Here is a 26,112-nt window from a genome sequence, read left to right on the forward strand (position 1 = left end):
TTCTATTTTGTTATTCTATTTTGAATATCCTTTAATTATATTTAACTTGTTATTATACATTGCTAAATATTTATCATGGAGAATATGGGCTATGAAAAACACATTATTTAATAAACTCTTCTTCGTAGCACTCGGTTTTTTTATGCTGATAGGGCTTCTCATCTATCCTCAAATAGTAGATGCGCAAATAAAAAACATACGATTCAAGCATCTCACCGTTAATGACGGGCTTTCAAATAATTGGGTGCATTCCATTCTTCAAGATAAATATGGTTTTATTTGGTTTGGCTCCGATGACGGTTTAGATCGTTTTGATGGATATTCTTTCCGTGAATATAAAAATAACTTTCGAGATACAAATTCAATCAGCAGCGCTAGTGCTTGGACTATCTTTAAAGATAGCAGGGGAGAATTATGGATTGGCACGAGACTAGGCCTCAATCGTTATGACAGAAAAAACGACCGGTTCATTAAATATTCTGAAGTCCCACAACAACTTGTATGCTCAATCGCAGAAGATAAAGATAAAAATCTCTGGGTATCCACAAATACTGATTTATTCTGTCTTAATTTAGAAAATAATAGTGTCCATAAGTATGGCCGAAATGATTTCTCACAGAAAAAAAATTACATAGAACTTTCTTCAGTAGTTGTTGACAGTAGAAATAATGTATGGATAGGTAGCACTAATGGTTTATTCTTGTATGATAAAGAAAAAGATTCTTTTATTAATTATAATTACGATGATAACGATCCCGGTAGTTTAGGAGATAACCGTATCTATTCAATATTGGAGGATAAAGCTGGCAGATTATGGATAGGCAATCAAGCTGGTTTAGATTTATTCACGAACGCACAGGACCATCCACAGAAAGGCATATTCGAACATTATCAAAACGACAGTCGAGATGAAAGCAGTATTTCAAAAGGGACAATTCGGTCTCTCTTAGAGGATGATAAACATAATCTATGGATAGGTACTGAAAACGGCGGATTGGATATGATCAATCTCACTAACTTCCATAACAGGGTCAATACCTTTATCCATTTTAAAAACGATCCTAGTAACGGAACCAGCTTGAGTAATAATTCTATTTATTCTCTATGCCAAGACGAACAAGGCAACATTTGGATTGGCACCTATGGTGATGGAATAAATAGAATTAATCTACAAGAAGATAAGTTTATTCATCTCAAGAGTGAACTCGGTAGAAAAAGATCATTGAACAATAGCCAGGTGAATACTTTCCTGGAAGAAGACGACTTTCTCTGGATAGGTACTGAAGGGGGCTTAAACAGATATAATAAAAGAGACGATACATTTACTCATTTTGTTAATGACCCTTTAGATAAAAAAAGTATAGGTTCCAATGCTGTGTGTGCTATTTATAAAGACAAACTTGGAAACTTATGGGTGGGAACATGGGCTGGCGGTCTCAACAGGTTTGACTATAGAACAGAAACATTTGAGCATTATTATAATGATCCTAAAGACACAAGTAGTATAGGCAGCAACAATATATTTTCTATTATTGAAGATAGCAGAGGAAATTTATGGATCGGAACCTGGGGTGACGGGCTGAATATGTTTGATAGAAAAAAGAACACATTCACGAGGTACAATATTTCGAATTCAGGAATATGTACAAATTATGTTACTTCAATTATTGAAGCAAAAAATGGAGCTTTATGGGTGGTAGATGAAACCTCGATCGAACGTTTCGACAGAGTAACAAAAAATTTCGAGCGTTTTGTCCATTCTGCAAATGATACGACAAGCTTGAGCGGCAATAAGGTAATATCAATTTACGAAGACAGTAAAGGGAATCTTTGGATAGGGACAGATGCGGGTCTTAATCTGTTTAATAAATCTACTAATGGATTTACATATTATCAAAGAGAAGATGGACTGCCTGATAATTCTATTAACAGCATTACTCAAGATGATCATGGAAATCTTTGGATGGGCACGAATAAAGGTATATCAAAATTCAATAATGCAGTAAATCTTCCTATAAAACCGAAGTTCAATAATTATACATATGCAGACGGTTTGCAGGGTAACGGATTTCGCAATCGGTCATGTTGTAAGGGTACCGACGGATTGATGTATTTTGGAGGTTCAAACGGATTCAACGTATTTGATCCGGACAATGTACCGGAAAACTTATATATTCCACCGATCGTCATCACTAATTTTCAAATATTTCATAAACCCGTTAACATCGGCGAAAGGGGATTGGGAAAAGAAACTGGAGTTGATGAGGATTTGATTCTGTCTCATACACAGTCCGTTATTTCATTAGATTTTGCAGCTCTCAATTATATTGCATCTTTTAAAAACCAGTATGCATTTAAAATGGAAGGATTTGACAAAGACTGGTATTATGTTGGTGCAAAACACACTACGACCTACACAAATTTAAATCCAGGGAAGTATATTTTTCGAGTCAAAGGTTCCAATAACGATGCTGTATGGAATGAGAAAGGCGTTGCTTTGCCAATAGTCATCAAGCCATAATATTAGATTGCCTCATAGTTCCGGATTCTATGAGTGGCAGTTGCAGCAGAAATTATTTTCTAGGTTTATAAGGCGCGTGCAAGCAAGAACTATGAGAACTTGCATGCTTCAATTTTAACCAATCGAATTCGATGAACATTATTCGATTGTTGCTATGACTTTCAAATCATTACCCTTTATCGCCGATGTATGGATATATCCAATTGCTCCTAAGGTTGACGTAACCTTTTTAATCATTTCATCGTCATTTTGTACAGCTTCGGGTGCTTTCGCTTCACCGGATAGCTGTAATTTCATCCATAGTTTTCTAAGGATAAGAATATCTTCTCCAATGAAGTCACACAATGCCTGCCGGAGGAACTGATCTTTGCTATCATAGACAATAATTTTTGTACCATCAGACCACTTCGTATTATTCAAATTATAAATTTGTTTCAAGGAACCTGCGGTTATTTTCGATACTGGGATTGATTTATTCACGATCACTGCCACTTGGGCCCAACCGATTGAAACAAACACTATCATTAGAAAAAGTACGCAATAAAAGTATTTCATTGCTTCCCTCGTTCCCTATTATATTAGGATATTACACTAACAATCAGATTGTAATTATTCGTTTTTATGATGAGTAAATCTTTGTTTTTATCTTTTAAAGACACAACTCGTTTGCAATATAGACTATAGCTATAATATTATCAACTAATTTCTGTTATGCAAGCTGATTCGTATAATTTGGATACCTATAGGACTACAAATATGTCGTAACCAATACCTGCCTATACTAAACAAACTAAGTTCACATTGATAATTTTCATATTTGTATCAGACATCTACCATTCATGCTTATCCTTCCCTCACTCATTCGGTCAACTTGTCAAGAAGTGACCACTTTTGGGAGCCACTGGATAGGCAGCACCGATAAAATCTCCGCTTGCTATAAAATGACAAATCTTTCTTTAGTAAGAAATGAATCAACTTTGATATTTAACCAGTCGAGAGCAATAATTATTAATGTGTAAGTATCGTTGCTGATATCTTTTGCATGTGCATCTATAAGGTAATTATTCAACTCTCAGGCTGAGTTCGTATGAGTTCCGCCCCCCGCTACATCCCGAACTCAGTTCACTTAGGACTGAGTTTTTTTTCATCATTTCGCCGATTTGAGGGATTTCTGCAGGAACTGGTTGAAAATAGAAGCGGACCATCTCCGTTTTCCTATCTATTGTAATAGTCTTAATACACTTCTGAAAAATAAGCTTCTTATCATATTAATGCAACAAAATTTTTCACCTCAAAGGAATGAAATCATTCATTCCCTTAAATATTTTTTAGTGGAACAGTTTAATAGGTCAATTTAAGCCGACAATGGGATTATATTGAAGAGTTTATTCGTGAAATTGCGGAACGAGTAATAGAACAAAATCCGCTTTTTGGATCCCGCTATTGTGTCTTGACTTTGATGGTGGAATAATCAGCTTATACGAAAACTTGATTTACTAACAGGTGAGGGAGTGTCATCTTAACTTCCTGTATTATTAGCCTAAAGTGGCAAAAATCCGCACGTTGCTATTCACTATGAGATTTGATACTTTTATACTTATAGTGTCGTAATTCTGTTCACCAAGCGTGGATTGGAGAAAAGAGTATGCACGCAGGAATAAGCTCTCAAGGGGTCTTATCAGTTTTCCCACCATATGTGTTTAAAAAACCAAAATCTGGTGTTTCGTATTTCCTTTTCAAAATTATTTTTTTCTACAACACACAATTTTCCTGTTCGGTCAGGATTTCCATCCTGAAATATACAAAGCGGTTTGCAATTTAGATTATCATCATGAAATTTGGAAAATATTTCATACTTATTACCCTCAGTGTATTGATCCTCTTCGCTGTATCGCTATACGCTATCTACTCCGATGTCAAACAGCAAACAATTCAGGATCTAAATTTCGCACAAAAGATCCACGCCCAGCAAGCTGCGACAGGGATTAAAGACTACATAACTAATGTAATCGGCACACTAAATTTTCTCTCCCGTTTTCCGGAAATTATCGAATCGAACGATCTTGGTAAACAAATCTTGTTGAACTACCAAAACCTAAATTCCGACGAAATAAAAGGCATTACGCGCGTCGATGCACGAGGGACAATCATCTACTCGGTTCCTTTTAAAGCGTCAATTGTGAAAGACATCTCGTACCAGGAACATATTCGTCTGAGCATAAAGACTCACAAGATTGTTGTTAGTGATGTTTTTATGGCGGTTCAGGGATTTAGGACGGTAGCCGTCCATGTTCCTGTGTTCAAGAATGGCACATACGATGGAACCATAGCATTCCTTCTGTCTTTTGACAAGATTGCACAGAAGTATATTGAAAACATCCGCATCGGAGCAAGCGGATATGCTTGGGTTATTAGTGAGAAAGGGATCGAGATTTCCTCTCCCTTCCCCGATCATATCGGAAGAAATGTTTATGATACCTACAAAGGTTTTCCTGAAATCATTTCTATGGTTGATGAAATGCTCAAAGGTAATGAAGGAGTCACAGCATACCTTGATCATAGAGTCCGGGATACATCTGATGAAAGAGTTCTTAAGCATGCAGTCTACATGTCTATTCCATTCGGCAATACTTTCTGGTCTATCGTCGTTGCTACACCAGATGAAGAGGCTCTAGCTTCTCTCTCGGGATTTAGATCAAACCTCTTCTTGATAACCATTGCTTTGTTGATGATTTGTGTGATTTGTATGTATCTCATTGTCAGATTCCAAGTAATCAGCGGGGAACAAAGAAAGCGGGAAGTCGTATTAACAGCCCTTCAGGAAAGTGAGCGGCAGATTTCTCTCATCTATGATACGGTTGGGGATATCATCTTCAATCTGAAAGTGGAAAAAGAAGGGAGCTATGTCTTTACTTCGGTCAACCGGTGTTTTCTCTCGACCACCGGCCTGCAAGCCGATCAAATAATTGGAAAACGAGTACATGAAGTTATCCCAGAACCATCTCTTACACTGGCATTGGAGAAATATTCGGAAGCAATCTATCAGAAGAAAATCGTACGATGGGAAGAGACAACAAAATATCCGTCGGGATGGGTAACTGGCGAAGTCAGCATCGCACCTGTTGTTGATAACAAGGGAAAATGTATGCATCTCGTTGGCTCAGTCCATGATATCACCGAGCGCAAGAAAATGGAAGAGGGGCTGCGCCAAATGCAAAAGTTGGAAGGATTAGGAACGCTTGCAGGCGGGATTGCACATGATTTCAATAATATTCTAGGAATCATACTGGCATACATTACAAGTACCAAGCAGTTTAAAGATGATACTAAGAAGTTAGACCTCGCTGTGAACACCATCGTGAAAGCTGTCGAACGGGGAAAAACACTTGTCCAGCAGATATTGACCTTTGCGAGAAAAACAGAAACTGCGTTTGGAGCGGTGGATGTGAATGATGTTGTCATGGAAATTATGACCATGATCTTTGAAACATTCCCCAAAGTTCTAACCTATTCGCAGGATTTCGATAAAACAATTCCTTACATAAATGCTGATCGTTCACAGCTGCATCAAGCGTTGCTGAACCTTTGTGTCAATGCGCGGGATGCGATGCCAAGGAGCGGTGTTCTTTCCATCAGTACGCGTATGGTATCTACTGCAAGTTTGCGCAATCAACATCCGGATGCTGTCGGGGGTAGTTATGTCTGTATTGAAGTGAGTGATAGTGGTGAAGGAATGACTGAAGAGATACAAAAGCGAATCTTTGAACCGTTTTTTACCACGAAAGGAATAGGAAAGGGAACCGGATTGGGGTTAGCTATTGTATTCGGCATTATACAGACCCATAAAGGATTTATTGATGTAGAGAGCGAGCTTGGTAAGGGAACTACCTTCCGTTTATATCTACCTGTATCGCAAGTGGCAGAACCGATCGGCGAAAATGAAGAAGCAACATTGGAAGAAATTCCAGGTGGAACCGAGACGTTGTTGGTTGTAGAGGATGAAGAAGCGCTTATGATGTCTCTTCAGATAGTGCTTGTTGAAAAGGGATACTCAGTTCTTTCTGCCAAGGACGGATTGAAGGCATTGAAAATCTATCAGGAGAAAAAGAACGATATCGCTCTTGTGATGACCGATCTCGGATTGCCAAATATTAGCGGTCTGGAGGTGTGTCAACTGATTAAAAAAATCAATCCGAAAGAACGCATAATTCTGGCAACAGGGTATCTTGATCCGGAAGTGAAAGCAAAATTTTTGAAAACGGGGATACAGCATTTTCTCTTCAAACCGTATGATCCAACAAAAGTTGTGAAAATAGTAAGGGATGTGTTGGATGAAAAGTGAATTGTCGAATTCATGGAATGATATTGGGAAATCAGGTTGACGAAAAATAATTGCATAAGCGCCTTGGTTCGTGGGTTAGAAGCGGGGTGGAAAAAATATAAAGGCGAATTCAAAATAGATTCGCCTTTTTTTGTAGCGGGGGGGAACTCATCCGAACTCAGCCTAATTAAAGAAGCTCCTTTCATCAATTTTTAATAAAAAAAACGCAATTGCACAAGATTGGCTATCAACTAGTATGCGTAAAGCGTATCCGTAATCCCGCCTTTTGTATACATCCTCTCAGCGTTGTTTCTTTATATTAGTATCACAAGTTTAGCGGATATTTTATAAAAGGAGAAGAAATGCAAAAACGCAAATTAGGAAAGAACGGATTGGAAGTCTCTGCTCTCGGGCTTGGCTGCATGGGTATGAGTTACGCTTATGGCGAGATACCTGACAAAAAAGAAATGATTTCTTTGATCCATAAAGCTGTTGACCGCGGTGTTACACTTTTTGATACCGCCGAGATGTATGGACCGTTTACCAATGAAGAACTCTTGGGCGAAGCGTTAGCTCCCTACCGCAACAAAGTAGTTATTGCCACCAAATTTGGTATTAAAATGCAGGATGGAAAACAAGTGCAGGATAGCCGTCCTGAGCAGATCAGAAAATCCGTGGAGGGTTCACTCAGGCGCCTGAATACAGATTTCATTGACCTGTATTATCAGCATCGTGTAGATACAACTGTGCCGATAGAAAATGTAGCGGGCGCTATAAAAGATATGATCAGGGCAGGTAAGATCAAACATTGGGGACTTTCCGAAGCGGGAGTAAAGACTATTCGTCGTGCTCACGCTGTGCAGCCCCTGACTGCTATTCAAAGCGAATATTCTCTTTGGTGGAGGCGCCCTGAAGAAGAATTAATACCAACGCTGGAGGAACTCGGAATCGGCTTTGTAACGTTCAGTCCTTTGGGCAAGGGATTTCTTACAGGAAGTTTCAATAAAGATTCTAATTTCGGAAAGTCTGATTTTCGTAATATCGTTCCCCGGTTTACTCCCGAGGCGCTTGAAGCGAATCAAGTCCTTGTGGACTTACTGAAGAAAGTGGCAGAACAAAAGGAAGCGACACCGGGTCAAATTGCACTCGCATGGCTGCTGGCACAAAAACCGTGGATCGTCCCGATTCCCGGAACAACTAAGCTGAATCGTCTCGAAGAAAACATCGGAGCTGCAACAGTGACTTTGACTTCAAAGGAATTGAGCGAGATTAAGTCGGCACTTGACAACATCAAAGTAGTGGGCGACCGCTATCCTGAAGAGCTAGAAAAAAGAACAGGACTATAAAAGATGAATACTTTAGAAAATCAAAATGCCATTTTCCCGAAAGGTGAGAAAACGTCCCCCGATTACTTTACTGGAACTGCATGGCTGAAGATGCTGGTGCCGCAAGACGAGACGGGAAGTTATGCAATCGGGAATGTTGTCTTCGAACCGGGTTGCAGAAACAATTGGCATACTCATCCGGCAGGGCAGATCCTGCTCGTTACCGATGGCAAAGGATATTATCAGGAAAGAGAAAAACCCGCAAGGCTACTCGCGAAGGGCGATGTCGTTATTATTCCATCTCACGTCGAACATTGGCATGGCGCTGCGCACGACAGCAGTCTTACTCATATCGTTATTACCAACAACACGAATCAAGGCGCTGTGGAATGGTTGAAGCCGGTGAGCGATGAAGAATATAAGAGTGTTCAGAAATGAGGGTCTATGACTAAGAAAATGAATCTGACCGAAGCTGCAATCAGAAACCATGAAGAATTGTTTCCGATTCACAAATCAACATTAAGTGTAACAGATCCGGAACTGATAGAGGTGTTCGACAACTTTGCTTTTGATGAAGTGCTTCGTTATGGAAACTTAGATACGAGAACAAGGGTAATGATGATTCTCGCATCGACCATTGCCAGCCAGGCGCTAAGCGAATATAAAGTGATGCTTGGCGCCGCTCTTAATGTTCGTGTAACGCCTGTTGAAATTAAAGAAATCCTCTATCAGTCCGTACCTTATGTTGGCCTCGCAAAGGTTTTTGATTTTATCCATGCCACAAATGAAGTATTGCAAAGCAGAGGAATACAATTACCTTTAGAAGGTCAATCGACAACCACACCCGAAGATCGATATGACAAAGGATTGGAAATGCAAAAGGCGATCTTTGGGGAAATGATAGACAAAATGAATAACGAGTCACCCAAAAATCAACTTCATATCCAAAAATATTTATCTGCAAATTGTTTTGGCGATTATTTAACGAGAAAAGGACTTGATATAAAAACAAGAGAACTTCTTACGTTTGCTATGCTTATATCATTAGGTGGAGTTGAGCTTCAAGTAAAAGGACATATTCAAGGCAATGTAAATGTTGGGAATGACAAAGAAACACTGATGAGTGTAGTTACACAATTGTTACCATACATAGGATACCCAAGAGCTTTGAACGCAATAAAATGTTTAAATGAAGTAATACCGGAGTAAAAAACGATAAAAAGGAAAATTATGCAAACGGTTTTATTGAATAATGGTGTGGAGATGCCCATTCTGGGATTTGGTGTATTTCAAATGCAAGATGCCAAAGAATGTGAAAGAAGTGTTCTCGATGCCCTGCATGCCGGTTATCGTCTCATTGATACCGCGGCCTCGTATGGAAACGAAGTGGAAGTTGGAAAAGGAATTAAGAAAAGCAGTGTGGCATGAGAAGAGCTGTTTATCACCACAAAACTTTGGATTCAGGATACGGGATACGAAAACACGAAGAAGGCTTTTGAAAAATCATTGAAGAGATTACAATTAGATTATTTGGATCTTTATCTGATTCATCAACCCTATGGAGATATTTACGGTTCCTGGCGGGCGATGGAAGAATTATACCGGGAGGGTAGAGTCCGGGCAATCGGTGTTAGCAATTTCCATCCCGATCGAATAATGGACTTGATCCTGTTCAACAAAGTAGTTCCTGCAGTGAATCAGATCGAAACACATCCTTTCTGTCAGCAAACTGAACCTCAAAAATTCTTACAAGAAAACAATGTTCAGATCGAATCCTGGGGGCCGTTTGCCGAAGGGAAAAACAACATTTTCAAAAATGAATTACTTCTTTCTATTGCGGGAAAATACAAGAAATCCGTCGCTCAGGTAATTCTGCGTTGGTTGGTACAAAGAAAAGTTGTTGCGATTCCGAAATCAGTCCGCAAGGAAAGAATTGAGGAGAATTTTGATATATTCGACTTTGAATTAAGTTCTGAAGATATGCATGCCATTGTTGCACTGGATATGAAGAAGAGCAGCTTCTTTGATCATCGCGATCCGGAAATCGTGAAATGGATGGGAGAAAGAAAAATTGAATTATAATTCAGTTCATCAATTAAAATTATTCTCAATTGTAAAACCTATAAATAATTATATGGAGTACAATCATGAAGGCATCAATTCTTGGTCTATTATTCATAATTCTGAGCGCGCAATCGTCCATTGCACAAGAAACAAAGACAAATCCGTCTACCAAAAGCAGCACAAGTACTGAGCAAGCGATAATTAATCTTTCAAAGGAGAAGTGGCAGTGGATGGCAGACAAAAATGTAGATACGCTGGACAATCTCTTTCACGAAAAAGCTGTGTTTGTCCATATGGGAGGAAGCTGGGGGAAAGAACAAGAACTTAATGTGATAAAAAGCGGAGGGATTTGGTACAAGAAAGCGGATATCCATGAAGTATCGGTGTATATTATTGGCAATACCGCTATTCTATTAAACAGAATTACGCTATTAGCAATCGTTGGTGGGAACGAAGTCACCAATCCCTTTGAGGTTACAGAAGTCTATGTGAAAGAAAATGGCACCTGGAAGTTAGGCTCGCTCTCGTTCACCAGACTGCTAACACCTGGCGGTCATTAAAAATGATTAAAAGGATTCAAGATGAAAAAAGTATTAGCTGGTTTAGTCATTCTTATTAGTTGCTTGTTGCATGCTCAGCAAACAATTGTCAATGATACAGTGGCCGAGGGGCCAACGGTTAGCACCGCCTCTGGAATCGTGCGCGGCATAACAGATGGGGATGTCGACAACTTCAACGGAATTCCCTATGCTGCTGCACCGGTCGGTGCCTATCGCTGGCGTCCACCGCAACCTTTCCCTGCGTGGCAGGGAGTACGTGATGCAAGCAAGTTTGGCGCAAATTGTGCGCAGGCAGGATGGCCCCGCGGTTCTGGAAAAATTGCGGACGGTTCGTCGGAAGATTGCCTGTTTCTCAATATATGGCGACCTGCCGGGGCAGCACAGAAGGCAACGCTGCCAGTTATGGTTTGGATCCATGGTGGAGCCTTCGTCTTCGGCAGCGGCTCCTTTCTGGACAATTCCGGAAATCAGTTTGCCAAACGAGGCGTCATCCTGGTCACTTTCAACTACCGTCTCGGACGCCTCGGTTTCTTCGCGTTCCACGTATTGAGTGAAGAGCATCCGGATGAGCCTAAGGGCAATTACGCCTATATGGACCAGATCGCCGCACTCAAATGGGTGCAACAGAACATTGCCGCATTCGGAGGCGATCCGAATAATGTTACCATTTTCGGTGAGTCTGCCGGTGGTGTTTCAGTACATTCACTACTGACAATTCCAGCTGCGAAAGACCTGTTCCAAAAGGCGATCAGCGAGTCTGGCGGTGGCCGAGATGGTGTTCTGACCGGTAGACCGATAAGTAAAGAAAATGCCGATCCGTTCTACCCCGTTTCAGCGGAAACGATCGGAAAAAACTTTGCTCACAAACATAGGATCGAGGGCACGGATGCGGCCGCACTTGCCAGACTGCGCTCCCTGAGTGTGGAAGAGATTGTGGATGGTGGACAAGAAATCGATGGCCCCGGAGGTCTGCCTATCTACTCAGGTCCGATTCTTGACGGTAAACTGGTTATAGAAACTGCTGAGAGCGCATATGGGGCCGGCAGACAGGCACGAGTACCACTTATAATCGGGTCGAATAGTGCGGAAGTGCAGGCTGGATTTGTCAATGCCAGTTCGAAGGACGAACTGCTGTCCCTGTTCGGGAGCCTGAGGGACGAAGCTATTACGGTCTATGATCCTGATGGTACTACTGAATTCGCCAAGATGCTCACGATGGTCAACACTGACAAAGTATGGGCAGAGCCTGCCCGGTTCACTGCGAGAGCCTTTGTCGCTAAGGGCACTCCGGCCTACATATATCTTTTCTCCTACGTCGCCACCTCAATGCAACAGATGATGCGTTATGGTGCAGGCCATGGATCCGAAATTGCTTACGTGTTTGACAACCTTAGAGATCGGAATGGAGCCACCGTGGCACCCAAGGACAAGGAAGTCGCCAAGATGATGAACAGTTATTGGGTAAATTTCGCCAAGACTGGTGATCCTAATGGTCAGGGACTGCCGAAATGGCCAGTTTACAATCCCAAAACGAACGATCTCCTCCAATTTAAGCCGGATGGTTCGGCGGTTGGTGAACCCGATCCCAAGAAAGCGAGACTGGATATTATTGAAAAAGCCGTAAAGATTATGATGCCACGCTAGTTCTGTTGGAACTTAACAGAAGTACCGTGAATCGCGGGAGAAATCATGCAAAAGCAGGAATCTGGACCGAGCAGGTAAAAATGTTGAGTGTCATGTTTATTCGAAAGATGGTCACGGCTTTGATATGTGCAAACAAGGTTTACCAATTGATAACTGGATCGAGCAATTTAAAGAATGGCTGAAAATTCAAGGATTTTTAAAGCGATGAAGATTATTTTCTCGAACCTCATTAAATGAGAATTTTTTGATCATTAGAAACCGGAAATGGTGTAAAAAATTTGGTATTAGAATTTCTAATACCTAACTTATTAATTATAAATCGAATTATTTAAAGCATGGTTTAAAATAATTTTTATGCTTACAGGCTATAGGAAAATAATTATTTGAAGGCTGTAATAATTATGAAGCAGTTCAAAACAATAAGCGAATTACATGAAGCTCAAGGATATCCTATTCCGGAAAATCCTTTGTTTGGTCTGAAACAATTAAAGAAATCTTCTACTCCATTGAATGCAACAGAAGTCTCATTCGATTTTTATTTCATCTGTTTTAAAAAACTAAAATCTGGTAATATTTGGTATGGTAAGACAAAATATGATCACGATAGCGGATTTATGTATTTCATGAAACCGAGACAAATAATTTCTCTCCATGACGTCCAGTTGAAAGGGAAAGGTTTCTCAATTGAAATTCATGAAGACTATTTGATGGGCCATCCTTTGTTCACAGAAATAAAGAAATATGATTTCTTCGATTACGAAACAAGTGAAGCTCTTCATGTTACTCCGAGAGAGGGAAAAATCATTTGGTCATTGTTCAATAAAATAGAAACTGAGTACCGCAATAATCCGGATGAGTTCAGCAAGTCCATTATCCTTTCGCATCTTGATTCCATTCTGAAGTATGCCCAACGGTTCTATAAAAGACAATTCATTGACCGGAAGCCTTTATCAGGTAATACGGTGACAAAATTTAATGAGTGCCTGAATGTGTATTTTGAAAAAGGAGAGGCAGGAGAAAAGGGATTGCCTACTGTGAACTACATGGCTTCACAGATTCATCTGTCGCCAAAATACTTAAGCGATTTGCTGAAACAGGAGACCGGCAAAACTGCTTTGGAGTTGATTCATCTCTTTGTAATCTCCGAAGCCAAAAACAAGCTCGTTGTCGGTGATCAGAGCATATCTGAAATTGCATACCAGCTTGGTTTTGAAAATCCACCGTACTTTTCCCGGCTGTTCAAAAAAGAAGTTGGTATAAGTCCAAAGGAATTTAAGAACCACATCCAGAATTAATTAACACGACAATGAGTCGTGGATTTGAAGCGGGGGGAAGAAAATAAAAAGGCAAATTCATTATGAATTCGCTTTTTTTTGTAGCGGGAGGGATTCCCCGCATTAACTTCGTTAATGCGGGACAGGCGAACGTGGCTCTTCATCCAGCCACTATGGAATAAATGAAAACGCCCAGACAAGCCGGGCGTTTCATTTATCAGTAGCGGGGGGGGGATTCGAACCCTCGACCTGCGGATTATGATTCCGACGCTCTAACCAGCTGAGCTACCCCGCCATAAAAATGAAGATTGATGAATTTAGATTTTAGATTTAAAAGAACACAATCAAAACAAATTTGAATATCGACTTCGTCGATATTTTATAACAGGCCTCCGGCTGCGCGTTTTTTGCGTCCCGCTGTTTTTTGGCGGGAGATTATGATTCCGACTTGTCCCGATGCTTTCAATCGGGACTCTCCCCGCCCGACTTAACGACACAGTCGTCCGGGCGGGTAACCAGCTACCTGTCCGCCATGCTTCATCTTTTGACGGAAGCTACCCCGCCAATTCAATTGCGAATTTTGGATTGGCAATTGTTGATTTAAAGGAACTATCGATTAATCTTAATATTTTCTTCCCGACGAAAAAAAAGGCGGGTAGATCCGTCATCTCTAAAATCTTCTGAATCAAATATAAAAAAAATCACGCGCATCTGCAATGAGAATTTCCGAAGTAGGAGAAAGAATTTCAATCTGTCATTCATGCATGGTTATATTTTCACAATGCAAAGTCTAAACTATACATTGCTTCTATCTTTCGTTTATTATAATTTGAAAATGAAGAATAAACTGATATATCCACATTTTGGTTTTCATTGACCATGTTACTTGTTGGCGTGACGGGACCTGTCGGATCTGGGAAAACTTCGTTGTTGCTCCAATTGACAACGTGGTTCCAACAGCAACATAAAGGCGTCGAAGGATTTCTTGCGATAGGGGAAGATCGCCCTTCACCCAATCGAGGTGCAGGTTGTTACCGACTGCAAATGATAGCCTCTGGACGTGAACTCCTCTATGCGACGCGCGATGAATCGAAAATACCGCCGTATGTATTCGAAATTGAAACTGAACGGTTGCTTCAAGAATGGGCAGAACAAATTAAATTGAAGGGTGCCCCGGCACTTGTCGTTCTTGATGAGTTTAGTTCATTGGAAACTTCGGGAAAAGGACACGCAAAACTTTGGAACTCAATACAATCCTCGAATGCTCCTCTTGTGGTCATTGCAATGCGAAGCGGGTTAGTCTCGAATATCGAACAAGTGCTTCACATACAATTTGATGTTTGTATTGATGTTCAGGAAACAGATGCGTGGAATAAACTCCGAACCATCTGTGTGGAACATGACGACTGGAAACGTATTGGAGCATATGGCGCTGCGGCGGGAAGTTTTGAAGCAAGTGTGGGAGCGATACTGCACACGGCGCAAATCCCTTTTCGAGGAATTGCATTATCGAGTGTGCAGTCTATGGTTATGACCTATGCCGGAGATGGCCTTGGTACTCGCAGTAAAATTGTTTGGGTGCCATTTATTGCAGCCGGCATGAAAGCATTGTCTCCGTCGGGAAGTCGATTGAACCCTATGCTTGCGATCAGCGTACAGGGAGTACTTTTTACTGGTGCTACCATACTCTTCGGATGGAATATTTTTGGAATTATGCTGGGCGGTTTTCTCATTGGAGCATGGGCAGCGGCTCAGGGCGTGCTCTTACAGCTTCTCTTTGTTGGCAGCGATCTTGTACGAATGTATGATGCTGTCCTTCAGTGGATTGGTCAAAAATTGCATCTCCCACCTTTTGGGTTAATTGGCCTCTTGTTCCTCTGGTCATCAATAGCCGGAATGTTTTCCTCTGCGGTAACATTATATGCCTATACGAGTCGCCATCGAACACCAGAAAGACTTCAGCGTCTACTTGTGACAGGTGCGGCACATTTTGTTGCGGAAGATACAAAACGCTCTTGGAAATCCACGATCAAGCAAAGTTTGCGTGATCTCACTCGGCCGTTCTTTTGGATACCCATCGTCATTCTCATGGCATTGATTCTTGTATCCGGTTCTTCGTTAGAAAATGTTTTTTGGATTGCTGTGCGTGCATCAACTATTGCAATGGTTTTCTTCTCGCTTGCTCGAGCATTTGATCCGCGATCATTCCTGCATTGGTTGCGAAAGCGAGGATACTGGGGACCGGCGTACGCTTTTCGTTTAGTATTCTTACCGAATCGAAAAGATAGTATTTCGTAACTGATATTACGCACAACAGATATGACACTTAATAAAGTAATATTGTCATGCCCGATTGCTTTAGTCGGGCATCTTATGTAAAATTCCCACTTAAAATCCGTGGGAATGACAATTCCTTTTTTTTATGGTTTGGTAACATGCATTCGTAACAAGAAATTGTGATGGTGCAAGGGGGGGGATCTGGTTCATTGATTCGATCTCGGAGATGAGTGGTCACTAACTATTACAGGGCAAAAACTTTTTAGCAGATCATTGCCGATGGGTTATTTGGAAAAAGCAGCCCTCTGTATTTGAGGCAGGGCTAGAATCCTCTTAATCCACTCCAGAGTGCAATGACGCCAAAGAGAGTTAAAAGGGAGCCGGCAACCTTATTGATAATAACAAGCCCATCTGTTGTGATTCTTTCGCGGAAGAAATGAACGAGACTTGTGAGGAATGAGAACCAGCTTAACGAACCGAGAAAAATACCGGCGACAAAGAAAATTGCATAACCATGAATGCCAATAGTTTTATCCAAACCGATACCAGCAAATACAGCGGCAAAAGCGAACAAGGTCATAGGATTCGTTAAAGTGAGAAAAAAAGTAGAAACGAATGTACGTGTATGTCCATTTTTTCCATTTGTTATTATATCAGTTGACGGATGGGAAAAAAATGTGTGATACCCGAGTATGAGCAAGAGAATGCCGCCTACGAGACGAAACCAATGCTGCTGTTGAGAAATGAAGTCGGAAATGAGCGTGACACCGAATGCTGCAACGATGCCGTAGACCATATCTGCCGATGCAGCACTGAGCCCGATAATAATTCCGCGCTTGCTTCCATGCGCAAGTGTTCGCCGGATACAGAGAATTCCGACGGGACCAACCGGCGCCGCAAGTGAAAATCCTATTGCAAGACCTTTTAAAAGATAGATCACGTTCATACAGAATGCCCAACAATGGAAATTTCCAATAAAACCATTTTTCTTATAATAAGGGAAGTTTGTGAAAATCCATAGTGAAAAATGCAGGCAGTTTTTGCTGTAGTAATAATTTATATCATTCTTCAAGGGAATGCGAACCACTCAGGATTTGGAATGGATGGATAGCAGAAATATAAATAAATAAATGTCTTGCTGTTGGAGTGGAAAGGGTCTATACTAAATACGCTCAATACGGTTCAAAAAATAATAACAAAAAAAGATGTCTGTTATGAACATCTACAAAATGCGCGGTCTCGAACTCTTTGATTCTCATAATCGAAGAATTGCCATTACCAGAGGTGAAGATATTTATGATGGCAACAGTCGGCGAATCGCTACCATTCGCGGTAATTTTCTTTTTGATGCAGATAACAGAAAAATGATGACGGTCCGCGGCGCGAATATTTATGATGCCGCCAACAGGCGGGTTGCCTCACTTTTAGATGCACAGAAATCGATAGAAGGTGCGTCGACTGAAATGCGATCTGTAGCGCTCTGGTACTGTTTTATTCGATAAAAAAAATCTGCTTTGAAAAGCTTGGAGATTATTCTGTCTTTTTTATCCGTTTAAAGATAGCGTAATGGTTTCCGTAGAGAAGTGGTTTCGTGTAATCTTCTATATCGAGTCCTTTCAGCGTGCTCCGAATATTTTCTGGATAGCAATAAACGTCCACTTCGCCAATGATGCCATGGTTCTCACGCGACGTGTCAATGGAATACTGTTGGGCCAACTTGCTAAATTCCTGCCCCTGCTCTAATGCTTCATAAATCGAATCTGCTGTTTCTTTTGTAGCACATAATATTTCAGCTAAGGAAAAAAGCAACGGGCTAGCGTAATGCAAGGGTGCTCGTAAATGACACCAAGTGCTGAATGGTTTGCCATTCATTCGCGCGGGAGAAAAATGCCATTGCTTAATAGCACTGACAGCAAGTGAATCCCATTCGTTGCTGCCGCTGCTTTTTGAAAACCGCACTTGCTCAACAGTACCGTTCTCTAGAACAAACACCGCAAGGCTTATTTCTGATGGTAACTTTTGAATTGATGTCGGAAGAGCCGGCAGCGGGGACTGGAAAAGTAATTGTGGTGTATCTGATTCGGTATTTTGCTGAATTGGAAAACAGCCGATGAAACAGGCTGTACATAAACACCAAAGGATGATCTTCATAGTTCCTCCTGCAAAAGTATATCAAACCAAAATTCAACATAACTCATGTGAGGACTGCTCAAATATAGTTAAAATTTAATAATAAAAATCAATCGGCTTTTTTCGATACAGCAACATATCAGTAGAGATCGGAATTGTTTTTCAAACATTTTTTTGGTATTATTTAAACAATAATGTTATAGGGGCTCTTAGCTCAGTTTGGTTAGAGCGCTACCTTGACATGGTAGAGGTCATAGGTTCGAGTCCTATAGGGCCCACAATGTAATGTTATAGGTTCTGCGCCAAAGGCGCATGAGCCTTCGGCTCAGAGTCCTATAGGGCCCACGATTACATGGAAAAAGTAGAGGTTGGATAAGTTGTTCAATATCCTGTCCTTCATATAGAGACTTTTACTAAAGATCGGACGTTGATCCGATTTTTTTATACTAATGAGTAAAATAAAAATCACATTCCCTGACGGGAACCAGAAAGAATTCGATCGCGATATTACCGGTAAGCAGATTGCTGAAGGTATTAGCAAAGGTCTGGCAAAAGAAGCGCTTGCTGTTGAAGTAAACGGAGAAGTATGGGATTTAAGCCGCCCGATAAGCCAGGATGCTTCCTTCAAAATTCTCAAGTGGGCTGATGATGGCGGAAAGCATGCCTACTGGCATAGCTCTGCTCATTTGATGGCAGAAGCAGTGGAGACATTGTACCCGGGAGCAAAATTCGGTATCGGTCCCGCTATAGAAACCGGTTTTTATTACGACCTTGATCTTGGCGAGCACAATCTCTCAAAGGATGATCTTCAAAAGATTGAAGATAAAATGAACGAGCTTGCCAATCGTGACGTTCCATATGTCCGTGAGGAAAAAAAGTGGGAAGAGGCGGTCGAGTATTTCAAAAAGAAAGGTGACCAGTACAAGCTTGAGTTACTGGATGAGTTTAAAGGTCAGGCAATTTCATTATATCACCATGGAAATTTCACCGATCTTTGCCGTGGGCCGCATCTCCCTTCAACTGGAAAGATCAAAGCCATCAAGCTCTTGAGCGTTGCCGGTGCGTACTGGCGCGGGAATGAAAAAAACAAGATGATGCAACGCATCTATGGCGTTACGTTCCCATCAAAGAAAGAACTGGATCAATATTTGTTCCTGCTTGAGGAAGCAAAACGCCGCGATCATCGTAAGCTGGGGTCCGAGTTAGAACTTTTTCTTCTCACACCGAAAGTTGGAAGCGGTTTGCCGTTGTGGCTTCCGAAGGGAACCATCATCCGCGAATCGCTTGTAGAATTTTTACGCGACGAACAAAGAAAGCGCGGGTATCAAGCGGTCATTACACCGCATATTGCAAATCTGGAATTGTACAAAACATCGGGCCATTATCCATATTATAAGGATTCACAGTTCCCACCTATTCAAATGGAAAATGGTGAAGCGTTTCTATTGAAGCCGATGAATTGTCCGCATCATCATCAAATTTATTCATTTAAGCCGCGTTCGTATCGCGACTTGCCGATTCGCCTGGCTGAGTTTGGCACTGTCTATCGATATGAACAATCCGGCGAGATGAACGGTCTCACACGTGTACGCGGATTTACCCAAGACGACGCTCACATCTATTGTGCACACGACCAGTTGAAAGCAGAGGTTAAATCTGTCATCGATTTGACACAATTGGTGTTTAAAACCTTTGGTATGGAAGTGAAGATTCGCCTGTCTTATCGGGACGATAAGAATGTTGAGAAATACGGCGGTGAAGCTGCCTTCTGGGAACAAGCGCAGCGCGAGATCCGCGAAGTGGCGGATGAGATGAAACTTGATTACTTTACAGCTTATGGTGAAGCATCCTTCTACGGACCAAAGATCGATTTCATGGTGAAGGATGCATTGAATCGCACGTGGCAGCTCGGCACCGTTCAAGTAGATTATGTTATGCCTGAGCGGTTTCAATTAGAATATATCGGTCAAGATGGACAACGGCACCGTCCGGTGATCATTCATCGAGCACCATTTGGATCATTGGAACGTTTCGTAGGAATTCTCATCGAACATTTTGCCGGAGAATTTCCGTTGTGGTTGGCACCGACGCAGGTTGCGGTTTTGCCCATCAGCGATGTATTTATGGAGTATGCAAAAGAAATATTTGATGGATTGAAAGCTTCCGGTGTACGTGTTGAGTTAGACGATCGCAACGAAAAAATCGGATATAAGATTCGCGATTGTGAAACGAAGAAAGTGCCGTATATGCTTGTGGTTGGTGAGAAAGAAAAAGTTGGCGGCTTAGTTTCAGTTCGCCGGCACAAAAAAGGCGATCAGGGGACAATGAAATTTGAAGAATTCCAAAATCAAATTCTCAATACAATTAAAACAAGAGCACTCACAGTTTAGGAGAAGAACTTATTAAACAAGAACGAGCACGGGTTAATTCCGAAATCAAAGCGCCGCAGGTGCGCGTCATTACAGATGATGGAGCACAGCTTGGTATTATGACAACTGCCGAGGCACTGCGGCGGGCACAAGAGATGACATCAGATCTCATCGAAATTGTGCCGAATGCAACTCCTCCAGTTGCAAAGATCATGGATTTTGGAAAGTATCGGTACGAGCAGGCAAAGCGGGATAAGATTCAGAAAAAGCATCAGCACGTGACGCTTGTAAAGGAAGTTCGGTTTCATCCGAACACCGACACACATGACTTTGATTTTAAAACTCGACATGCTCGCAATTTTATTCTTGAAGGCAACAAAGTGAAAGCGACTGTTGTATTCAAAGGCCGCGAGATTACGTATCAGGATCAAGGCAAAGAATTGCTTGTCCGTTTCACAGAAGCGATAGCGGATATTGCCCGTATGGAGCAGGAACCGAAGATGGAAGGGCGCCAGATGGTATCGTACTTCGTGCCGGAAAAAGCAAAGAAAAAAAGTGTAGAAGTAACCAAACAACAACCAGAGGAATAAATCCCATGCCGAAGATGAAAACCCGGCGCAGTGCCGCTAAATCGTTTAAGGTCACTGCAAGCGGTAAGATTAAACGACGAAAAGCGTTTCGCAGTCATATCTTAACCAGCAAGTCCACAAAACGCAAACGCCATTTACGCAAATCCGGATTCGTTGCTGAGACGGAAGCGTACAAAGTGCGAAGATTTTTATTAGCATAAACTGAGTAGTTACGTTGAAAGAAAGGGTGAAAAGAAATGCCGCGTTCACAAAATAAAGTCGCGTCGCACCGACGGCGCAAAAAATTATTGGCTTCAGCGAAAGGATATTGGGGCGGTCGCAGTAAGGTTCTGACCGTTGCCAAGCATCACGTTGATAAAGCCGGACAACATGCCTATCGGCATCGCCGGACGAAAAAGCGCGAATTCCGCGCTCTCTGGATTGCACGCATCAATGCTGCGGCGCGTATCCATGGCACAACCTATTCCAAGTTGATATTCTCTCTTGAAAAGAAACAAGTAGGAATTAACCGGAAGGTGCTGGCGGACCTTGCTGCAAATCATAAGGAAGCGTTTGCCGAAGTTGTGAAATTTGCAACTGCGTAATTCTGATCTTCTTACCTGCGTTTATCTGAATGGACGCTTACAGCGTTTCATTGAGGATTCATGAAAAGTCGGTAAGAAGATTTTTTGTTTTGATAGAACAGCGATAATGATCTGCAGTGAATTCAAGTGAGAAGGGATGATTTATTGCCTATCGTCAAAATAGAAATATATAAAGGTTTTGATGCCGGATATAGAAAAAAAATCCTTGACGGTGTGCATCAAGCGCTGGTAGATTCATTCAAGATACCGGATTCAGATCGTAATCAGCTGATATATGAATTTGATGATGATAGATTCGAGAGAAACGCAAATAAATCGAGAGCGTTCACCATTATAGAAATTACTGCGTTCAAAGGCCGGTCTCGAGAAGCCAAGAGAATGCTCTATCGAAAAATAGCTGAGAATTTAAAAGTCTTGCCGGGAATAGAACCGGAAGATATTCTCATAACAATCAACGAACCAGAATTAGTTAATTGGGGTATTCATGGCGGCAAATGTGCAGACGAAACTGATATAGGATTTAGTGTCGACATCTAACTGATTCATTTTTCTCGTTCTGCATCTAACAAACCATCAATCTAAAGCGATCCATCACTATTATGTTTGATAAGATTGAACATACAAATAGAGTTTTTACGGAAGAACTTCAAAAAGTAGCAACGCTCCAAGATCTTGAACAAGTCCGCATCAAATTTCTTGCGCGAAGCGGAGAAATTGCTGCATTATTTGAAAGAATGAAAACGGCCGCTGTTTCTGAAAAGCCGGCCTTGGGTAAAGCATTAAACGAGCTCCGCCAATACGCCCAGGCGCAGTTCGATGAAAAGAAATCGTCGCTGGAACAAACAGCAAAGCCAAAAGAAGTTCCATTTGATCTGACACTTCCCGGACGTCCGAAACCTATCGGGACAAAACATCCCGTGGTGCAGGTGATGGAAGAGATGAAACGCATCTTTATCAGTATGGGATTTTCTGTGGAAACCGGACCGGACATCGAAAGCGATTATTATAATTTTGGGGCGTTGAATTTCGCACCCGATCATCCGGCGCGTGATATGCAGGATACAATTTTTATTGCAGATAAAATTCTTCTTCGCACGCATACATCTCCGGTGCAAATCAGAGTTATGGAAAAACAACAGCCGCCTGTTCGTGCCATCATGCCCGGCTGGGCATATCGCAACGAAGCCACAAGTGCTCGCAGTCTTGTCGCCTTCCACCAGATTGAAGGGTTGTATGTGGATCGCGGCGTTACATTCAGCGAGTTGAAAGGAACGCTTGTTGCGTTTGCAAAACAATTCTACGGCAGCTCGATCAAGTATCGTTTCCGTCCGAGTTTCTTCCCATTCACAGAGCCAAGCGCAGAGATGGATATAACGTGCTTCATCTGCGGTGGAAAAGGATGCCGCGTATGTAAATATTCCGGCTGGTTAGAAGTGCTCGGCTCCGGCATGGTGCATCCGCATGTTTTTAAAGCAGTCGGATACGATCCCGAGAAATATAGCGGTTACGCATTCGGCATGGGAATCGAACGAACCGCAATGTTGCGGTATAATATTGATGACATTCGTATTCTGTATGAAAACGATGTACGATTCCTGAAACAGTTTTGAATGATATGCAGGCCTTGATATGAAAGTTTCCCAAATTTGGTTGAAGCAGTTTGTTGATTTCAAATTCACTCCAGAGCAGTTCACGGAAAAACTTACCATGCTTGGTTTGGAAGTGGAAAGTTATGAAGATCTCGCGAAGAAGTACGAGAACTTTATTATTGGCGAAGTTATAGAGCGAGCCAAGCATCCTCATGCAGATCGGCTTACGATATGTAAAGTGAATATCGGTGACGCAATTCAAGAAGTCGTTTGCGGTGCACCAAATGTCGCAGCTGGGCAAAAAGTTGTTGTAGCGCTTATTGGCGCCATCATCCCGCACAACCAGCATGACCCGGAAGGAAAGCCGTTTATCATTGAACGAGTCAAAATTCGCGGAGTCGAATCCAACGGAATGATTTGTTCAGAATTAGAACTTGGACTTGGAAAAGATGCGAGCGGCATTCTTGTTCTTGATGAAAAAGCAAAAGCTGGAACTTCACTTGCCAACTATTTTGGCCAAACAGATGTTGTGTATGAAATCGGAATTACGCCGAATCGTGCAGATTGCTTGAGCCACATCGGTGTAGCGCGGGAAATTGGTTTGTTGGTAAACAAGAAATTGAAAATGCCAAAGATCGTGTTGAAAGAAAGCACAGCGTCGGCATGGAAATTTGCAGAGATTGAAATTCTCGATAAAGAAAAATGCCCGCGGTATTCGGCACGCGTACTTCGTAATATAAAAATTGGTCCATCGCCAAAATGGCTTCAGGATTTGTTAACCTCGGTTGGAGTCCGTCCCATCAATAATGTTGTCGATGTGACAAACTATGTGCTGATGGAAACAGGTCACCCGCTGCATGCATTCGATTACGATACGCTTACCGGACACAAGATTGTTGTGAAGACAGCGCAGAATGGCGAGAAGTTTATAACGCTCGATGGAAAAGAACGCACGCTCACTGCTGAAACATTGATGATCTGTGATGCGGAAAAACCAATTGCGGTTGCCGGTGTCATGGGTGGTGCAAACACAGAAATTACTGATGCGACGACGAATATTCTCATCGAAAGTGCTTACTTTGATCCGCGAAACATCCGCCGGACATCAAAGTACCTCGGACTTTCGACTGAAGCATCATATCGATTTGAACGCGGTACCGATATCAATATCACTGTTCTTGCCGCCAATCGCGCAGCGCAGATGATTCAAGAATTAACCAGCGGTGAATTACTCAAAGGTGCACTCGACGCCTATCCCAAAAAACAAAAGCCGCTCATCGTCAAAGCGCGTGTTTCGAGAATCAATTCCATCATTGGTACTTCGCTGAAGAAAGCACAAATCATTTCTCTCTTAAAGCAGATCGATCTTGCGGCAACGTCATCTTCGAAAGACGAAATTCTTGTGAGCGTCCCCAGCTTCCGCAACGATATCCTTGAAGAAATCGATATTATCGAAGAAGTTGCACGCGTGTACGGTTACAATAATATAGAGACAAAAACCCGCGCAGCTATCGATTTCTCTTCCAACGTGCGAACCGATTTATTACAGGATGAAATCCGCGATTACCTCATTGGTTCAGGATTCAACGAAGTGCTTGCCATCGGCTTACAGGATGAAGCGACGATGGCGCTTGCCGGAAAACCTTTAGTGAAAGCGATCAATCCGGTCAGTGCGGAAATGGCAGCATTACGAACAAGTTTAGTGCCAAGCGCACTTCGCATTGTAAAGCACAATCGAAACCACGGTGTAAAAGATTTGCGCCTGTTCGAAATTGGCAATATCTACTTGCTTAATACCGATAAAGGGCCGGATACACTTGATGCGTATCATGAGGACGAACGGCTATTGTTGCTGCTGGGCGGCCATACTGCGCCGGTAAGCTATGGAAGTACTTCCCGCGATGTGGATATGCTGGATTTGAAGGGAGAGGTGGCGGCGCTTCTTTCCAAGTTCTGCCTTGACAACTACCGTTTTATTTATTATGATAACCAAGAGTCTTTATGTGAACCTTGCATAGGCATGAAGATAGATGGCGCTGATGCGGGGTTCGTTGGGCGAGTCCGGGTACAAATTGCAGACGAACTTGGTATTGAGGAAGCAGTGTTTGTGTGCGAATTGAAGATCCGGGCAATTCATGATGGCTGGGCAAGAGACCGAAAATTCTCTTCGCTGCCGAAATTTCCAGGTGTAACGCGGGACCTGGCTTTTACCATTGAGGCAGCGCTTCCGCAAAAATCTGTGGAAGATGTCATCAGAAAAGTTGGACAGCCGTTATGCACAAACGTCGTTCTTTTTGATATGTATAGCGGTCAGCAAACGGGAAGTGAGAAGAAGAGCTTGGCGTATGCCCTTGAATTCCAATCGCCCGATCGTACGTTGACCGATAGAGAAATTGACGACGCGCTGAAGAAAATAATCGAAGCTGTACAGCGGCAATGTAACGGTGTATTACGCAGCTAATGCACACAGAGTGTGCGCAAACATCTAAACTCATCAGGAGCTAAAGCTTGCCAGAACAGCTACTAGATGCTGAGACGGCTGAAAAGAAGGACTTGAGGCAACTCGAGGAATCTCTCCAATCATTGTGGGAGAAAGCTCGGCTTGTGTCCGACTTACTTCTGCGATTGAAGGCGGAGAATAAGGAACTTCAGAGCAGAATTTCGAGTTTAGAATTAAAAGAGCGGCGTTGGGCGGAGGAACTCCGTCAACGCGAACAAGAGATGGAAGAAGTTCGTGCGCAGCTCACACACGAACAATCAAATGGAAACAGTCTCTTTTCAAAGGAGGAGTCAGAAGCACTCAAATCACGGCTGAAGGAATTGATTGTGAAAATCAATTCGCGTTTATGAATCAAACAGACGAT

The 26,112-nt window shown here is 42.1% G+C and carries 23 protein-coding genes and 2 tRNA genes; 21 read left to right on the forward strand and 4 right to left on the reverse strand.

The features are described 5' to 3' along the window. Positions 1–7: 7 nt before the first annotated feature. Positions 8–2,521: a triple tyrosine motif-containing protein gene (locus NTX44_00845; protein ID MCX6120154.1), complete on the forward strand. Its 2,514-nt coding sequence runs from the start codon at positions 8–10 to the stop codon at positions 2,519–2,521. 138 nt (positions 2,522–2,659) lie between these two features. Here the strand turns inward: NTX44_00845 and NTX44_00850 are convergent, their stop codons facing one another. Beyond that, a complete protein-coding gene (locus NTX44_00850; GenBank protein MCX6120155.1) occupies positions 2,660–3,001 on the reverse strand; it encodes a hypothetical protein in 342 nt (113 codons plus the stop codon). Positions 3,002–4,352: 1,351 nt separating this feature from the next. On the opposite strand from NTX44_00850, the gene NTX44_00855 reads away from it, so the two are divergent. The 9 genes from NTX44_00855 to NTX44_00895 all read left to right on the forward strand — a co-directional run bounded on the left by NTX44_00855 (position 4,353) and on the right by NTX44_00895 (position 13,730). Further along, the gene (locus NTX44_00855) at positions 4,353–6,863 is read left to right on the forward strand and encodes an ATP-binding protein (protein MCX6120156.1); all 2,511 of its coding nucleotides are present in this window, start codon (positions 4,353–4,355) and stop codon (positions 6,861–6,863) included. A 341-nt stretch (positions 6,864–7,204) separates the two neighbouring features. Further along, complete coding sequence (locus NTX44_00860; GenBank protein MCX6120157.1) at positions 7,205–8,188, forward strand: aldo/keto reductase; 984 nt, start codon at positions 7,205–7,207, stop codon at positions 8,186–8,188. A gap of 3 nt (positions 8,189–8,191) precedes the next feature. Next, the gene (locus NTX44_00865) at positions 8,192–8,605 is read left to right on the forward strand and encodes a cupin domain-containing protein (protein MCX6120158.1); all 414 of its coding nucleotides are present in this window, start codon (positions 8,192–8,194) and stop codon (positions 8,603–8,605) included. A gap of 6 nt (positions 8,606–8,611) precedes the next feature. Continuing rightward, positions 8,612–9,376, forward strand: a complete 765-nt coding sequence (locus NTX44_00870) for a carboxymuconolactone decarboxylase family protein (GenBank protein ID MCX6120159.1) — start codon at positions 8,612–8,614, stop codon at positions 9,374–9,376. 21 nt (positions 9,377–9,397) lie between these two features. After that, entirely contained in the window at positions 9,398–9,595 is a 198-nt protein-coding gene (locus NTX44_00875) for a hypothetical protein (GenBank protein ID MCX6120160.1), read from the forward strand. A gap of 12 nt (positions 9,596–9,607) precedes the next feature. Beyond that, positions 9,608–10,249: an aldo/keto reductase gene (locus tag NTX44_00880; protein ID MCX6120161.1), complete on the forward strand. Its 642-nt coding sequence runs from the start codon at positions 9,608–9,610 to the stop codon at positions 10,247–10,249. A gap of 65 nt (positions 10,250–10,314) precedes the next feature. Next, positions 10,315–10,791 carry a nuclear transport factor 2 family protein gene (locus tag NTX44_00885; GenBank protein MCX6120162.1) on the forward strand — a complete coding sequence of 159 codons (477 nt, stop codon included), beginning with the start codon at positions 10,315–10,317 and terminating at the stop codon, positions 10,789–10,791. Between the two features lie 21 nt (positions 10,792–10,812). After that, complete coding sequence (locus NTX44_00890; protein MCX6120163.1) at positions 10,813–12,435, forward strand: carboxylesterase family protein; 1,623 nt, start codon at positions 10,813–10,815, stop codon at positions 12,433–12,435. 383 nt (positions 12,436–12,818) lie between these two features. After that, entirely contained in the window at positions 12,819–13,730 is a 912-nt protein-coding gene (locus NTX44_00895; GenBank protein ID MCX6120164.1) for a helix-turn-helix transcriptional regulator, read from the forward strand. Positions 13,731–13,930: 200 nt separating this feature from the next. Here NTX44_00895 and NTX44_00900 read toward each other — a convergent pair. After that, a tRNA-Met gene (locus tag NTX44_00900) sits at positions 13,931–14,004 on the reverse strand. A 584-nt stretch (positions 14,005–14,588) separates the two neighbouring features. Here NTX44_00900 and NTX44_00905 point away from each other — a divergent pair. Further along, on the forward strand, positions 14,589–16,007 hold the full coding sequence (locus NTX44_00905) for a hypothetical protein (GenBank protein ID MCX6120165.1): 1,419 nt from the start codon (positions 14,589–14,591) through the stop codon (positions 16,005–16,007). A gap of 301 nt (positions 16,008–16,308) precedes the next feature. Here NTX44_00905 and NTX44_00910 read toward each other — a convergent pair whose 3' ends face one another. After that, positions 16,309–16,932, reverse strand: a complete 624-nt coding sequence (locus tag NTX44_00910) for a LysE family transporter (GenBank protein MCX6120166.1) — start codon at positions 16,930–16,932, stop codon at positions 16,309–16,311. Between the two features lie 268 nt (positions 16,933–17,200). Here NTX44_00910 and NTX44_00915 point away from each other — a divergent pair, with 268 nt between their 5' ends. Then, on the forward strand, positions 17,201–17,488 hold the full coding sequence (locus tag NTX44_00915; GenBank protein MCX6120167.1) for a hypothetical protein: 288 nt from the start codon (positions 17,201–17,203) through the stop codon (positions 17,486–17,488). A gap of 28 nt (positions 17,489–17,516) precedes the next feature. Here the strand turns inward: NTX44_00915 and NTX44_00920 are convergent, their stop codons facing one another. Continuing rightward, on the reverse strand, positions 17,517–18,137 hold the full coding sequence (locus NTX44_00920) for a TonB family protein (GenBank protein ID MCX6120168.1): 621 nt from the start codon (positions 18,135–18,137) through the stop codon (positions 17,517–17,519). 182 nt (positions 18,138–18,319) lie between these two features. Here NTX44_00920 and NTX44_00925 point away from each other — a divergent pair. The 9 genes from NTX44_00925 (at position 18,320) to NTX44_00965 (ending at position 26,098) form a co-directional block, all read left to right on the forward strand. Continuing rightward, positions 18,320–18,394, forward strand: a tRNA-Val gene (locus NTX44_00925). A 171-nt stretch (positions 18,395–18,565) separates the two neighbouring features. Next, a complete protein-coding gene (gene thrS, locus NTX44_00930; protein MCX6120169.1) occupies positions 18,566–20,506 on the forward strand; it encodes a threonine--tRNA ligase in 1,941 nt (646 codons plus the stop codon). Between the two features lie 11 nt (positions 20,507–20,517). After that, complete coding sequence (infC, locus tag NTX44_00935; protein MCX6120170.1) at positions 20,518–21,075, forward strand: translation initiation factor IF-3; 558 nt, start codon at positions 20,518–20,520, stop codon at positions 21,073–21,075. A 5-nt stretch (positions 21,076–21,080) separates the two neighbouring features. Further along, the gene (rpmI, locus tag NTX44_00940) at positions 21,081–21,275 is read left to right on the forward strand and encodes a 50S ribosomal protein L35 (GenBank protein MCX6120171.1); all 195 of its coding nucleotides are present in this window, start codon (positions 21,081–21,083) and stop codon (positions 21,273–21,275) included. Positions 21,276–21,311: 36 nt separating this feature from the next. Next, entirely contained in the window at positions 21,312–21,659 is a 348-nt protein-coding gene (gene rplT, locus NTX44_00945) for a 50S ribosomal protein L20 (protein ID MCX6120172.1), read from the forward strand. A gap of 144 nt (positions 21,660–21,803) precedes the next feature. Next, positions 21,804–22,196: a tautomerase family protein gene (locus tag NTX44_00950; protein ID MCX6120173.1), complete on the forward strand. Its 393-nt coding sequence runs from the start codon at positions 21,804–21,806 to the stop codon at positions 22,194–22,196. A gap of 62 nt (positions 22,197–22,258) precedes the next feature. Continuing rightward, entirely contained in the window at positions 22,259–23,269 is a 1,011-nt protein-coding gene (gene pheS / locus NTX44_00955) for a phenylalanine--tRNA ligase subunit alpha (protein MCX6120174.1), read from the forward strand. 19 nt (positions 23,270–23,288) lie between these two features. Then, entirely contained in the window at positions 23,289–25,709 is a 2,421-nt protein-coding gene (pheT, locus tag NTX44_00960; protein MCX6120175.1) for a phenylalanine--tRNA ligase subunit beta, read from the forward strand. A 47-nt stretch (positions 25,710–25,756) separates the two neighbouring features. Then, positions 25,757–26,098 (forward strand): hypothetical protein, encoded by a 342-nt coding sequence (locus NTX44_00965; GenBank protein MCX6120176.1) that lies wholly within the window; start codon positions 25,757–25,759, stop codon positions 26,096–26,098. The last annotated feature ends 14 nt before the right edge of the window (positions 26,099–26,112 follow it).

It is taken from the genome of Ignavibacteriales bacterium, from assembly GCA_026390575.1.
GTDB lineage: Bacteria > Bacteroidota > Ignavibacteria > UBA10030 > UBA10030 > Fen-1298.

What these genes read in the sequence shown, in the direction of transcription:
- NTX44_00855 (MCX6120156.1), top strand. Translation starts at nt 4,353, where the DNA reads ATGAAATTTGGAAAATATTTCATACTTATTACCCTCAGTGTATTGATC.
- NTX44_00860 (MCX6120157.1), top strand. Translation starts at nt 7,205, where the DNA reads ATGCAAAAACGCAAATTAGGAAAGAACGGATTGGAAGTCTCTGCTCTC.
- NTX44_00865 (MCX6120158.1), top strand. Translation starts at nt 8,192, where the DNA reads ATGAATACTTTAGAAAATCAAAATGCCATTTTCCCGAAAGGTGAGAAA.
- NTX44_00870 (MCX6120159.1), top strand. Translation starts at nt 8,612, where the DNA reads ATGACTAAGAAAATGAATCTGACCGAAGCTGCAATCAGAAACCATGAA.
- NTX44_00875 (MCX6120160.1), top strand. Translation starts at nt 9,398, where the DNA reads ATGCAAACGGTTTTATTGAATAATGGTGTGGAGATGCCCATTCTGGGA.
- NTX44_00885 (MCX6120162.1), top strand. Translation starts at nt 10,315, where the DNA reads ATGAAGGCATCAATTCTTGGTCTATTATTCATAATTCTGAGCGCGCAA.
- NTX44_00890 (MCX6120163.1), top strand. Translation starts at nt 10,813, where the DNA reads ATGAAAAAAGTATTAGCTGGTTTAGTCATTCTTATTAGTTGCTTGTTG.
- NTX44_00905 (MCX6120165.1), top strand. Translation starts at nt 14,589, where the DNA reads ATGTTACTTGTTGGCGTGACGGGACCTGTCGGATCTGGGAAAACTTCG.
- NTX44_00910 (MCX6120166.1), bottom strand. Translation starts at nt 16,932, where the DNA reads ATGAACGTGATCTATCTTTTAAAAGGTCTTGCAATAGGATTTTCACTT.
- NTX44_00915 (MCX6120167.1), top strand. Translation starts at nt 17,201, where the DNA reads ATGAACATCTACAAAATGCGCGGTCTCGAACTCTTTGATTCTCATAAT.
- NTX44_00920 (MCX6120168.1), bottom strand. Translation starts at nt 18,137, where the DNA reads ATGAAGATCATCCTTTGGTGTTTATGTACAGCCTGTTTCATCGGCTGT.
- thrS (MCX6120169.1), top strand. Translation starts at nt 18,566, where the DNA reads ATGAGTAAAATAAAAATCACATTCCCTGACGGGAACCAGAAAGAATTC.
- rpmI (MCX6120171.1), top strand. Translation starts at nt 21,081, where the DNA reads ATGCCGAAGATGAAAACCCGGCGCAGTGCCGCTAAATCGTTTAAGGTC.
- rplT (MCX6120172.1), top strand. Translation starts at nt 21,312, where the DNA reads ATGCCGCGTTCACAAAATAAAGTCGCGTCGCACCGACGGCGCAAAAAA.
- pheS (MCX6120174.1), top strand. Translation starts at nt 22,259, where the DNA reads ATGTTTGATAAGATTGAACATACAAATAGAGTTTTTACGGAAGAACTT.
- pheT (MCX6120175.1), top strand. Translation starts at nt 23,289, where the DNA reads ATGAAAGTTTCCCAAATTTGGTTGAAGCAGTTTGTTGATTTCAAATTC.